We start from the raw sequence: 12,844 nt of genomic DNA on the forward strand, positions 1-12,844 counted from the left end.
ATCAGCGGCGCGGGTTCTGCTTGAAAGCCCAGCGCATCGTCCCGCCCAGCGCGCCGGTGACGAGCCGTGTTGGCAAGGCGGCAAGGCCGGGTGGCTCCAGATCCAGCATTGTGCGGGCAAACGGCGGCAGCAGGCTGACCGCAGCATTGGCCATGAAGGGCTGAACCCGCCCGGCAGGTCCGGGCGGGGTTTCATTCAGCACCAGCTGCGCAATTTCGCGCGCCTCAGGCGAAGGGCGAAGATCGCTGCGCATTGCGCGGAACAATGCCTGGGCTTCCGCCTTGGTTTCAGGAACCGGATCAGCGCCCAGCTTGCGCGCAATCACGGCGAACTGGCGAAAATACTCGTCCTGCTGAGCCATCGGCATGTTTGGCCGGACATGGACCAGCCACGCTTCGAGAAACATCATCGCTTCGGTCAGGTGCACCCATGCCAAGGTATTCGGATTGCGGGCCTCATATGGCGTACCGTCGGCCAAGGTGCCTTTTACGGCAGCGTGAATGCGGTTGACCCGCTCTATGGCCGCTTCAGCATCGTCTTTGTGCCCGTAAGTAGTCACCGCGATAAAGCGCGCTGTGCGGCGCAGGCGGCCGTGCATATCCTCGCGGAAATTGGAGAAATCCAGCACGCCTTTCAGCGCATGCGGGTGGAGCATTTGCAGCAGCAGCGCCGCCATTCCGCCGACCATCATGCTGACCAGATCGGCATGGACCATGCGGATCGGCGTGTCAGGCGCGAACAGCGCATCATCCGAAGGCGGGATCGGTTTCTCCCCCTTGGCGCTATCATTGAACGCAGCCCGCACGCGTTCGACCAGCTTTTGCCGGGCAAATTCTACAGGATCAGCAAAGGGTGGTCGGGCCATACCGCCAATGTGGGCAAGCGCTGCGCGATGTCGAGGGGGATTAGCCTGCCGGAGGTGCCATCGCTGCTTTGTAGGCGTCGCGGCCTTGCAAGCGCGCCTGATATGCCTTGAAGCTGTCGCGTTCGGTCAGCGTGCCGAAATTCAGGCCCCAATCCACTTGTGCGCCAACATAGACATCAGCCATCGTGAAGCGCTTGCCGCACACGTAATCGTGATGCTGGAACCAGTTGTCTAGCGTATCGACCATCCGGTCATAGCTGCCAAAGCCAACAGTAGCTTCCTGCTTCACGCCCTCCGGCTCCCACCCCATCGCCTTGTTCATGATGGCGCTTTCGGCAGGCCCAGCGGCAAAAAACATCCAGCGAAAGTAATCCGCCTTTTCATCTTCGCGGGGAAGCAGATCGGGCGCTTCCATTTCCGCGAGATAGTGGCAGATCGCCGCCGCTTCGGTAACAACGCGGTCACCGCCTTTGGCATGGTGGATGATAGTTGGCAGTTTGCCCATGGGATTCGCCTGAAGCAGCGCAGCAGGCTTGGCATCCCATTCCACCATCGCCAGCTTCGGTTCGACACCCACTTCCGCAAAGGCCCATTTGGCGATCAGCGCGCGGCTCATCGGATTGAAGAACAGGGTGTAGCTGCCGGCCATCAATCCCTCCCGGTCGTAAAGATCGGAGAGAATCCACCCCAGATCATGCGTTTTCCGTCAAACGGCATGTTGCCCATTTGCTCGGCCCAGAATGGATCGGCTTCCATTTTTGCAGAAGCTGCCTCGCATGTGACCTTGTCCGGCCAGATCATCCAGCTGAAAACGATCTTCTCGCCAGCCGCTGCCTTGGTCGCGCGGCGAAAATCTGTGGTTTTGCCGTCGGGCACGTCATCTTCCCATGCTTCGACGATTTCGGTGACACCATGTTCGCGAAACCACGCACCGGATTTTTTGGCTATCGCAGCGTATTCGTTCTTCTTGTCTTCCGGCACTGCCAGAAGGAATCCCTGGACATACATATCCTCTCTCCCTCTATACCGCCCCAATACCTTGTTGCAGCAGGCGGGCGCCACGTCTAGGCAGCCGGGCGATGAATGATATGACCAACGCAAGCGAATCCGAACGCACGGTAATGGCCGCGCCCGACATCGAAGTTGACGTCCGCGAGACGTTTGGCATCGATATCGACATGAAAGTGCCCGCTTTTTCGAAGGCGGATGAGCGCGTGCCCGACCTTGATGAAACCTATGTCTTCGATGCGGACACCACGCTGGCGATCTTGGCGGGATTTGCCTTCAATCGCCGCGTGATGGTCCAAGGTTATCACGGCACGGGCAAATCGACTCACATCGAACAGGTTGCCGCGCGCCTCAACTGGCCCACGGTTCGCATCAACCTTGATGCGCATATCAGCCGGATCGACCTTGTCGGGCGCGACGCCATCGTGCTGCGCGATGGCCTTCAGGTAACAGAATTCCGTGAAGGCCTCCTGCCATGGGCTTTGCAGCACCCTGTGGCGCTGGTGTTCGACGAATATGACGCGGGCCGCCCGGATGTGATGTTCGTTATCCAGCGCGTGCTGGAACAGGCTGGTAAACTCACCCTGCTCGATCAGAACCGCGTTATCCGCCCCGACCCGAACTTCCGCCTGTTCGCCACCGCCAATACTGTTGGCCTTGGCGATACCAGCGGATTGTATCATGGCACGCAGGCAATCAACCAGGGCCAGATGGACCGCTGGAACATCGTCGTGGGCCTGAATTATCTGCCTGCCGAAACCGAACGCAAGATCGTCGGCGCGAAGACCACTTTGGGCGATGATCTGGTGGCGGATATGATCCGCGTGGCGGACCTGACGCGCCAAGGCTTCATGAACGGCGATATCTCGACCGTGATGAGCCCGCGTACAGTCATTACATGGGCGCAGAACACCGAGATTTTCGGCGATGCAGGCTTCGCCTTCCGCCTCAGCTTCCTCAACAAATGTGACGAGGCAGAGCGGATGCTGGTGGCCGAATATTACCAGCGGGTGTTCAACAAGGAACTTCCTGAAAGCGTTGTGGCGAAAGCCTGAGGCCAAGTTTGCAGCAGTGCCCGGGGGGAGGGCTGCGGATATAGTACAGGCCTCTGAGCCTGCAGGAGCTTCCCGTATGAAATTCGCCCCCGCCTCGCTCTTTGCTCCGCTTGCTCTGCTGGCATCACCAGCCACCGCGCAGGTCGTTGTCGATAACGACCTGCTGGAACGCGATCTCACCATCCTGGCCGCCGACGACATGGAAGGCCGTGAAGCCGGAACACGCGGGCATGAACGCGCGGCAGGATATGTTGCGGGCCGCATGGCGGCGCTCGGGCTGGAACCTGCAGGCGATAATGGCACCTACTTTCAGCATGTTCCCCTGCGGACCTATAGCGCAGCCGAAAGCGGCAATACGATTTCCATCGAAGGCATGGACGCGCTCGTTCCCGAGGTGGATTTCGTCGTGCGGGGCGGGCCGCAGGTGCAAAGCGGCACGGTAACCGCGCCGCTCGTGTTTGTCGGTTATGCCCTCGACATGCCCGGTTACGATAGTTTTGAAGGCGTCGATCTGGAAGGCGCCATCGCCGTGCGTGTCAGAGGCGGCCCGGTCAGCTTGAACAGCGAAGAGGCCGCGCATTTCCAGTCCAGCACCAATCAGCGCCTGTCCGATCGCGGCGCCATTGGTGTATTGACGCTGTTCACTCCAAGCATGGCTGAGACATTCGGCTGGGATTGGTTGGTTGGCTACTTGTCGCACAGTTCCTCAATGACGTGGATCGGGCCGGATGGAATGGCCTTTTCGCAGGGGCCAAACATCGCCGGATCAGGCTATCTTTCGGAAGATATCAGCCGTGCGCTGCTGGACGGGCAGCAATTCGATTTTGATGATCTTGCTGCTGCCGAAGAATCTGACGTCGCATCGCTGCCCAGCTTTGCGCTTGATCGCAGCGCCACGATCACCTTTGCCAGTGAATTTGACGATATCGACAGCCCCAATGTGATCGGCATGATCCCCGGCAGCGATCCTGCTTTGGCGGATGAATATGTCGTGCTGACCGCGCATCTCGACCATGTCGGAATTCAGCCGACCGAGGAAGTGGGTGACGACGAGATATTTAACGGCGCACTCGACAATGCGGTCGGCGTTGCCTCCATGCTCGAAGTTTCCCGCCTGCTGATGGAAACGCCTGCTGCGCGCCCGTTCCTTGTCGTGGCTTTGACGGCGGAGGAAAAGGGGCTGATCGGTTCCAGCTACCATGCGCGCAACCAAGGACTGGCGACGGGCCAGATAATCGCCAACGTCAATCTCGATATGCCTGTTGTCACCTATGATTTTCAGGATGTGGTGGCCTTCGGGGCGGAGCGTTCGACGCTTTACCCGGCGGTACGTTCAGCTGCGGAGGAATACGGCCTGACCCTCAGCCCCGATCCGCAGCCGGAGCAGGGCTTCTTCACCCGGTCTGACCAATATTCCTATGTGATTGCGGGTATTCCGGCGGTGTATCTTGACCTTGGTTTCGCCAATGGCGGTGAAGTGGCGCAGGCCGTTGTCTTTTCGGAACATTACCATCAGCCATCCGATGAAATCGGCCTGATTGATTTTGGCGGTCTGGCCCGCTTCACTGGCGTCAATTATCTTATCGCCCGCAATGTGGGCAACATGGCGGAGCGCCCCGCATGGCTTCCCGGTGATTTCTTCGGCATGACATTTGGCGGTGCGCCTGCGGCTCCTGCCGAATAAGCGCGGCGGGTACTTGCGCAGGCGATAATCCCGTGTAGCTATCGATCCATCGCAAGAAATCTTCTGATGGGCTGAAGCTAACCATATGAAAAAACTATCTCTATTCGCTGCCATGGCGACGTGCGTTCTCGCCGCGCCGCTGGCTGCAGAAGCGCCGGATCAAACGCCATCAACGGAAAATCCGCTGACAGATCGCGCCGCGCTGGAACGCGACGTGCGCATTCTTGCCGATGATGACATGGAAGGCCGCGAAGCGGGTACTCCAGGATATGACATGGCTGCCGCGTATGTGTCGGAACGGTTCGCCAGCCTTGGCTTGCAGCCCGGCGGTGATGATGGCGGCTGGGAACAGCACTTCTCCCTCGTGCGTCATTCACAGGCTGGCGATGCACGCCTTGCAATCGTTGGCGCTGATGGAAGCCGGGTGAAAGCCAGCTTCGGCAACGATTTCGTCGGCGGCGGACTTGCCAGCGCGGGCGGAGAAGACGGACGCGGCCGGGTTAGTGCGCCAATGGTCTTTGTCGGTTACGGCCTTGATGCACCGGACCTCGGGCATGATAGCTTTGCCGATGTCGATCTGCAGGGAAAAATCGCCGTTTGGGTGTTCGGCATGCCCGAAGGTATGGACCCGCTGCTCGCCATGCACATGCAGCAGGCCGGTGCAGACCGCTTCGGGGCTCGTGGAGCGGTTGGTTCCATACTGCTTTTCACGCCAACTCTGGAACGGCGCGTGTCTTGGGAACGTGGTCGCAGTTTTGTCGGCAATACCGGAGGTACGACGTGGGTCGGCCCTGATGGCGTCGCCTTCGACCGTGCGGGCGATATGGAATTTCAGCTGGTGGCCTCACCAGAATTGTCACGCGCAATCATGGCCGGGCAAGCCCTGGATTTTGACGCAATTGCGGTAGCGCAAGCGGGCGGAATGGCGCCGATGCGCAGCTTTGAACTGACCGGGGAGGCGCGGGTCAGCTATGCCAACAGCCATGAACATCTGCTCGACACCAGCAATGTTATCGCGATCCAGCCGGGCACCGACCCATCGCTGGCGGATCAATATGTAGTCGTAACGGCGCACCTTGACCATGTCGGCATCCAGGCCGGACACAGCGCAGAGAATGACCGGTTGTTCAACGGCGCGATGGACAATGCCTCCGGCGTGGCAACCCTGCTTGAAATGGCGCGGCTGATCGCGGCGGAACCAGCGCGTCGTCCGGTCATGTTCGTGGCGCTTGGCGCGGAAGAAATGGGCCTTTTGGGATCTTCTTACCACGCCGCCAACCCCGGCATTGAAACAGGCGAACTGGCCGTGAACGTCAATGTCGATATGCCAATCCTGACATGGCCGTTCGACGATGTGGTCGCGTTCGGTGCAGATCGGTCCAACATCTTCCCCTATGTCGGCGCGGCAGTGGGCCAATACGGCCTGAAGCTTGTGCCCGATCCAAATCCGGGTGAAGGTTTCTTCTTCCGGTCTGACCAATATTCCTACGTGCAGGCGGGCATTCCGGCAGTTTATGTCGATCTTGGTTTCGGCAATGGCGGAGAAGAGGCGCAGAACGAATTTCTGGCCGAGCATTACCACCAGCCATCGGATGAGGCATTCCGCATCGATTACGAACAGCTGGGCCGCTTTGCCGACATTGGCTATCTGGTTGCCCGTAATGTTGCTGACATGAATGAGCGGCCGGCGTGGCTTGCGGGGGATTTCTTCGGTGACACATTCGGCGGACCAGTTGTCGGCGAAGAATAAGGCAGGCCGGTTGCGTCGCCAGAGGGGGGCCACTTTCAGGCGCGCGCGGCAATCGCGATTCCGTTCGCAATCGTTGGAGGTGCCGGGACTAAGCTGTTATTCAGCATGTGGCGCACATCGACTGGGCGCTATGTTGCGAAATGGTGGAGCCGGCCAGATGCCAATTACCTACTCGCCTTTACTGTATTGCTCTGTTAATACAGCGGTGTGAGAACGATGTGGCGCAATCCCTTTTCCCGGCGCAAGCGGGATGACCGGGCGGACGATTGGTCCGAGCGCGATCTCGCGCTGGAAAACTCGCCTTGGTCTCCGCTTTACGATTTGGACGATGACGATGATGGACTGGCGGGGGCTTTCCCGTCCGGTCACTACGCTCCTGGCCATTATCCTGCGCCCCTGCCGCCGCGCAAAGGTTTACGCCGCTTCCTGCCGGAGCGGCTTCGCGGACGATCATGGCTGTGGTGGATCAGCCGCTGGACTGCAGCGATCCTGATGCTGTTCTTCGTGCTGGTAGCTTATCTGGCTATCACCGCGCCGCTGAATAAATCACTGCAGCCCATTGTTCCGCCGCAAATTACGTTGCTGGCCGCAGACGGCACGCCCATTGCCCGCAATGGGGCCATGGTCGATGAGCCGGTGTTCGTGGCAGATTTGCCAGCACATGTGATAGAGCCGTTTCTGGCCATCGAGGATCGCCGGTTCTACAACCATTGGGGCGTTGATCCGCGCGGCGTGGCGCGGGCTGCGTTCACTGGCGTTGGAGGCGGCTCCACGATTACGCAGCAGCTGGCCAAGTTTACTTTCCTCAGTCCGGAACAGACGCTGACCCGAAAGGCGCGAGAGGCACTGATTGCGTTCTGGCTGGAAGCGTGGCTGACCAAGGATGAGATACTCGAACGATATCTCTCAAACGCCTATTTCGGTGATAATATGTACGGCATTCGCGCGGCGAGCCTGCATTATTTTTACCGCCAGCCAGAAAATTTGCGGCCTGAACAGGCTGCGATGCTGGCGGGTTTGTTGCAGGCCCCCAGTCGGCTTGCCCCGACGCGAAACCCCGAACTTGCTGCAGCACGGTACGATCTGGTGAAGGGCGCGCTGGTAGCAGCAGGCTATGTGACGCAAGCTGAAGCTGACGCGATGGGCTTCCCCGCGCTCGACGTTCGCACCAGGAATGACCTGCCGACGGGTACCTATTTCGCGGATTGGGCATTGCCGCAGGCGCGCCAGTTAAGCGATGTTTCCTATTCCCGCCAAACGCTGACAACCACGCTGGATTCGCGCATTCAGAACATCGCCCGCCAGGTGATCGACCGCGCGCCGCTGGGCGATGCGCAGGTGGCTTTGGTGGCAATGCGTACCAACGGCGAAGTTGTCGCCATGATCGGTGGGCGCGATTATGCGGCCAGTCCTTTCAACCGCGCAACGCAGGCCCGCCGTCAGCCCGGTTCGACCTTCAAGCTGTTCGTTTATCTCGCCGCTTTGCGCGCCGGATGGGAGCCGGGTGATACGATCCCGAACACGCAGTTCACGCAAGGCAGCTATCGGCCCGGCAATTCCAATGACCGTTATTCAGATACGATCACCTTGCGCGAAGCCTTTGCCCAATCCTCCAATGTCGCGGCGGTGCGTCTATTCAATGAAGTCGGCAGTGAAGCGGTCATCGAAACCGCGCGCGAACTGGGCGTAACGTCTGCCCTGGCCGATGGTGACCCGAGCTTGGCGCTTGGCACATCGACCATGAGCCTGCTGGAATTGACAGCCGCCTATGCCGGAGTTGCTGCCAACTCCTTCCCGCTGGAGCCGCGCGCCTTCCCTCAGGAAGAGGCCGGGTGGTTTGACTGGATGTGGAACGGGCGCGGCAGTCTGAACAGCAGCGATCATGCCGATATCGAAGAAATGTTGCGCGCTGCGATTAACGGCGGAACCGGGCGCGCTGCGACGCTTAACATAGCGAATTTCGGCAAGACCGGCACCACACAGGACAACCGCGATGCGCTGTTTGTCGGGTATGCCGGGGATCTGGTGGTCGGGATATGGATAGGCAATGACGACAATTCGCCGTTGAACGGCATATCGGGCGGCGGACTGCCTGCGCGTATCTGGAGCCAGTTCATGCGCGGTGCCTTGGGTGCAGAGGCATCACCGCCGCGGCCCACGCCTTCACCCGATCCCAGCGGTCCGGTGGAACCAATGGATGTACCCGATCTGCAAGATATTCCGCTTGGCGACGGTCGCCGCCTGATAATCCGTGACGGGGAAGCGGTGATTGTCAGCGATATCGACGGTGTACCGGTGGAAATTGGCGTGCGCGACGGCGACTTCTCGTTCGAATTCGACGAGGAAGCCGCCGCGCGAAGGCTGGAAGAAGAATTGCGGCGCGAGGGCATCGAGGTCGAACCCTGACGCGCCGCCGCATGATCAGCCGTGCGGCGTGACCAGATATTTCTCGCCAGTTTTCATCTTGGCGTAATCCATGATGGCATCCTTCGTCAGCATTTCTTCAAGCCCCACACGGGCTTTGTAGGAACTGGCAAAGGTAGTGGTCAGGCCGTTCACCACGCGTTGGCGCAGACCCATCATCGTTGGCATGTCGCAGCTGGCAAGGAACGGCATCAGCAGCCATCCCGAAACCGTCCAGCCAAATCCGTAACTTGGCGTCAGGATCGTGGGCGACATGTCCAGCCTGCCGTAAATGTACATCTTTTTCGCCTGGTCTGAACCGTAACGGCTGAATTCGGTCATTTGTGCGGCAGCAACGCGCTCCATGGCGCGCAGGCAGATGTCGCTGGTGGTCCCGCCGCCGATGGGATCGAAGCCGAGAAACGCCTGCGTCTCTCCAATTGCTGCGGCAAGCGATTTCTCGAAACCGTCAGCCGAGGAGTTCACCACATGGCTTGCGCCCTGGTCGGTCAAGGTAGCTGCCTGCTCCTCGCGCCGGACAATGTTGACGAGGCCGATGCCGTCTTCCTGACAAATGCGGTTAAGCATCTGGCCTAGGTTCGATGCAGCGGCAGCGTGAATAATGGCCTTGTTGCCCTCGCGCTTGGCAGTTTCCACAAAACCCAGCGCGGTCATCGGATTAACGAAGGAACTTGCGCCTTGTTCTGACGTGTGATCGCCCAGCGGAATGCACATCATCGCCTCCGCCAGTGCATATTCGCCAAAGGCATTGCCCGGAACACAGGCGACGCGCGCGCCCACCAGTTTCTGCGCCATTTCGCCATCGCCCGCTGCAATGACTGTGCCTGCGCCTTCATTGCCAACTGTTTGCGGCTTGCCGTGGCGGGAAGACTGCGCTGCGGCGACTTGCGGGTGCAATTGCATCACGATGGAGCCGGGCGTGTATTGCGCATTTTCCAGATCCGCGCCCGTTGTCATCAGGAACAGGTCAGACGGATTGATCGGCGCGGCTTCCATTTTTACCAGCACTTGATTGCCGGTGGGGGCTGGGAAGGTCTTTTCTTCCAGCGCAAGGGTCAGCTTGCCGTCGGCAGTGAGGGTCGAAACAAGTTGGCGGCCAGTCGTGGTCATGTCTAATTCTCCTGAATGTCATCTGGGTAACGCGCGGCGACGAAATATAGGCCCTGCGGCGGGGCATTAAGCCCAAGAGCGGCCCGGTCCCGCGCTTCCAGTGCTTTTGCCACCTGCTCCACAGGCCATTGTCCATGCCCTACCATAGCCAGCGTGCCGACCATGGATCGAACCTGATGGTGCAGGAAACTGCGCGCAGCGGCCCGGATGATGACCAGATCGCCTTCACGGCTCACGTTCAACGTGTCGAGCGTTTTGACCGGATCATTGGACTGGCAATGGGCAGAGCGGAAAGTGGTAAAATCATGCTGCCCGACCAGCGATTGCGCCGCTTCGTGCATGGCATCTGCATCCAGCGGACGTGCGACATGCCAGGCGCGGTTCTTTTCCAGCGTCAGCGGAGCGCGGCGGTTGCGGATGCGGTATTCGTAAGATCGGCCAATGCAGGAAAAGCGCGCGTGCCAATCGTCCGGCTTGATTTCGCAGTGGGTGATCGCGACCGGATCGGGCCGCAGATGTGCGTTGATTGCCTGGCTGAGCCGGAATGGCTCGATGTCTTTCTCTATATCGAGATGGCACCGCATTGCCAGCGCGTGGACCCCGCTATCGGTGCGCCCGGCGCTGTGCAGCGTGACCTCCTCTCCCGTCACCGCATGGGCTGCATCCTCAATGCTCTGCTGCACGCTGGGGCCTTTTTTCTGGCGCTGGAGGCCGAAGAAAGGCGTGCCGTCGAATTCCACGGTGAGAGCGAAGCGCGTCATCCGGCGATCATGCCTGCGGTGATTGCATTGCCGCGCAGGAAGTCTTCCGCGCTCATCACCGGCTTTCCGGCACGTTGCAACCTTAGCGGGCGTAACGCTCCTTCGCCGCAGGATATGGTGAGCCGATCATCCAGGATGGTTCCGGGCGGACCCTTTCCATCGGCAAGTTCCGCCAGAAGCAATTTCACCCGTTCGCCGCCAAGCATGAACCAGCTGCCGGGGAAAGGCGCGAATGCCCGGACCTCGCGCTCCAGAACATCGGCGAGCTTGGTGAAATCGAGCTTCGCCTCGGCCTTGTCGATCTTGGGCGCATAGGTGGCGAGGGCATCGTCCTGCGTTTCCGCTTCCAACGTATCGAAGCGCGCCAGAGCTTCCACCATCAACGAAGCGCCCATTGCGGCCAATTCATCATGCAATTCACCGGTGGTCTTGCCGGCGATCGGCGTAGAACCCTTCAGCAACATCGGCCCGGTGTCGAGGCCCAGCTCCATACGCATGATCGTGATGCCGGTCTCCGCGTCGCCTGCCTGCACAGCGCGGTGGATCGGCGCGGCACCACGCCAGCGCGGCAGCAGCGAACCGTGGACGTTCAGGCATCCGTGCTTCGGCGCGTCCAGAATGGCCTGCGGCAACAGCAGGCCGTAGGCGGCAACGACTGCAATATCGGCATCGAGCGCGGCAAAGGCAGCCTGTTCGCCGGCACCTTTCAGGCTGACAGGATGCCGCACCTCGATTCCCAACGCCTCGGCGCGGGCGTGGACAGGGGAGGGCCGTTCCTGCTTGCCCCGGCCAGACCGGCTGGGCGGCTGGGTATACACAGCCGCCACCTCATGCCCGGCTTCCACCAGTGCATTCAGTGTCGGCACCGCGAAATCCGGCGTTCCCATGAAAATTATGCGCATGACATGATGCTCCGGCCTTTCTCGAAGTCCCGCCAGCCCCTATCTGTCCCCCAATGGCATCGCAAGAGATCGAAGATCTGGCCTCCGCATTGGCGCGGCTTCCCGGCCTTGGGCCGCGTTCTGCGCGGCGGGCTGTGCTGTGGCTGGTGAAGCACCGTGAGACCGCCCTCGATCAAGTGATAGCGGCATTGAGCGCCGTCCGGGACAAGCTGGTCGAATGCGAGTCCTGTGGCAATGTCGATACGCAAAACCCGTGCAGCATCTGCGCCGATCCGCGCCGCGACGTGAAAAGCATTTGCGTGGTGGAGGATGTAGCGGACCTGTGGGCGCTGGATCGCGCACGCCTGTATACCGGGCGCTATCATGTGCTGGGCGGAAAATTGTCTGCGCTGGATGGTGTCAGGCCGGAAGACCTCTCGATCGACCAGCTTCTTGGCCGGGTCGAGGCAGGCGGAATAGACGAAGTCGTGCTCGCCATGAATGCGACGCTGGAGGGGCAAACAACGGCGCACTATATTGCCGAACGGCTGGAGGATTTTCCAATCCGCATCACGCAACTCGCGCACGGTCTGCCGGTTGGCGGAGAACTGGATTACCTCGACGAAGGCACGCTGGCGCAGGCTTTGCGTGCGCGAAGGCCACTCTCCTGATTGAAACCGGCGGCGATCCGCACTAAATTGCCGACATGGCTATCCGTGAAATCCTTGAAGCGCCGGACCCCCGGCTTAAAATTATCTCTTCGCCCGTCGAAAAATTCGACGATGGCTTGAAGACGCTTGTCGATGACATGTTCGAGACGATGTATGACGCGCACGGCATCGGCCTTGCCGCGATCCAGGTTGGCGAGCCGCTGCGTTTGCTGGTGATCGACTTGCAGGAAGAGGACCCGGATGCGGAGCCTGAGGCATGCGAGCATGACGGGACGAAGCATACCCATCAGCCGGTCATCAACGACAAGCGGGTATTCGTGAACCCGGAAATCCTCGACCCGAGTGAAGACACCGGTACTTATCAGGAAGGCTGCCTGTCGGTTCCCGATATCTACGCCGATGTAGAACGCCCCGCGCGCTGCCGCGTGCGCTGGCAGGACCTTGATGGCAAAACCCACGAAGAAGAAATGACCGGCATGCTGGCCGTGTGCATCCAGCACGAGATGGATCACCTGAACGGCATCCTGTTTATCGACCATCTCAGCCGCCTGAAGCGCGGCATGGCTTTGAAAAAGCTCGCCAAGGCCAGACAGGCCGCGTGAGTTTTATTCTGTGAACACAAAAAGGGCCGCTCC

The 12,844-nt window shown here is 60.1% G+C and carries 12 protein-coding genes; 6 read left to right on the forward strand and 6 right to left on the reverse strand.

Features of this window, described 5'->3' with window-relative positions:
* Position 1: 1 nt before the first annotated feature.
* The 3 genes from AB731_RS10605 to AB731_RS10615 are packed head-to-tail and all read right to left on the reverse strand — an operon-like array spanning position 2 to position 1,873.
* Complete coding sequence (locus AB731_RS10605; RefSeq protein ID WP_047094160.1) at positions 2–865, reverse strand: oxygenase MpaB family protein; 864 nt, start codon at positions 863–865, stop codon at positions 2–4.
* Positions 866–905: 40 nt separating this feature from the next.
* Entirely contained in the window at positions 906–1,514 is a 609-nt protein-coding gene (locus AB731_RS10610; RefSeq protein WP_047094159.1) for a glutathione S-transferase family protein, read from the reverse strand.
* Complete coding sequence (locus AB731_RS10615; protein ID WP_047094158.1) at positions 1,514–1,873, reverse strand: DUF1428 domain-containing protein; 360 nt, start codon at positions 1,871–1,873, stop codon at positions 1,514–1,516. The genes AB731_RS10610 and AB731_RS10615 overlap by 1 nt, the downstream gene beginning before the upstream one ends.
* 71 nt (positions 1,874–1,944) lie before the next feature.
* On the opposite strand from AB731_RS10615, the gene cobS reads away from it, so the two are divergent.
* The 4 genes from cobS (at position 1,945) to AB731_RS10635 (ending at position 8,768) form a co-directional block, all read left to right on the forward strand.
* Positions 1,945–2,928, forward strand: a complete 984-nt coding sequence (gene cobS / locus AB731_RS10620) for a cobaltochelatase subunit CobS (protein WP_047094157.1) — start codon at positions 1,945–1,947, stop codon at positions 2,926–2,928.
* 76 nt (positions 2,929–3,004) lie between these two features.
* On the forward strand, positions 3,005–4,612 hold the full coding sequence (locus AB731_RS10625) for a M28 family peptidase (protein ID WP_052769031.1): 1,608 nt from the start codon (positions 3,005–3,007) through the stop codon (positions 4,610–4,612).
* Between the two features lie 112 nt (positions 4,613–4,724).
* Positions 4,725–6,362, forward strand: coding sequence for a M28 family peptidase (locus AB731_RS10630; RefSeq protein WP_052769030.1), 1,638 nt, complete (start codon positions 4,725–4,727; stop codon positions 6,360–6,362).
* A 216-nt stretch (positions 6,363–6,578) separates the two neighbouring features.
* Positions 6,579–8,768 (forward strand): transglycosylase domain-containing protein, encoded by a 2,190-nt coding sequence (locus AB731_RS10635; RefSeq protein WP_082126462.1) that lies wholly within the window; start codon positions 6,579–6,581, stop codon positions 8,766–8,768.
* A gap of 15 nt (positions 8,769–8,783) precedes the next feature.
* Here AB731_RS10635 and AB731_RS10640 read toward each other — a convergent pair whose 3' ends face one another.
* Genes AB731_RS10640 through fmt form a run of 3 tightly spaced genes read right to left on the reverse strand, consistent with a single transcriptional unit; the run spans position 8,784 to position 11,559 of the window.
* On the reverse strand, positions 8,784–9,896 hold the full coding sequence (locus AB731_RS10640) for a zinc-binding dehydrogenase (RefSeq protein ID WP_047094154.1): 1,113 nt from the start codon (positions 9,894–9,896) through the stop codon (positions 8,784–8,786).
* A 2-nt stretch (positions 9,897–9,898) separates the two neighbouring features.
* Entirely contained in the window at positions 9,899–10,657 is a 759-nt protein-coding gene (truA, locus tag AB731_RS10645) for a tRNA pseudouridine(38-40) synthase TruA (RefSeq protein ID WP_047094153.1), read from the reverse strand.
* The gene (gene fmt, locus AB731_RS10650) at positions 10,654–11,559 is read right to left on the reverse strand and encodes a methionyl-tRNA formyltransferase (protein ID WP_047094152.1); all 906 of its coding nucleotides are present in this window, start codon (positions 11,557–11,559) and stop codon (positions 10,654–10,656) included. The genes truA and fmt overlap by 4 nt, the downstream gene beginning before the upstream one ends.
* A gap of 53 nt (positions 11,560–11,612) precedes the next feature.
* Here fmt and recR point away from each other — a divergent pair, with 53 nt between their 5' ends.
* Entirely contained in the window at positions 11,613–12,209 is a 597-nt protein-coding gene (gene recR, locus AB731_RS10655; RefSeq protein WP_047094151.1) for a recombination mediator RecR, read from the forward strand.
* A 35-nt stretch (positions 12,210–12,244) separates the two neighbouring features.
* Positions 12,245–12,811 carry a peptide deformylase gene (gene def, locus AB731_RS10660; protein WP_047094150.1) on the forward strand — a complete coding sequence of 189 codons (567 nt, stop codon included), beginning with the start codon at positions 12,245–12,247 and terminating at the stop codon, positions 12,809–12,811.
* Positions 12,812–12,844: the final 33 nt, after the last annotated feature.

It is taken from the genome of Aurantiacibacter marinus (assembly GCF_001021555.1).
Taxonomy (GTDB): Bacteria; Pseudomonadota; Alphaproteobacteria; order Sphingomonadales; family Sphingomonadaceae; genus Alteraurantiacibacter; species Alteraurantiacibacter marinus.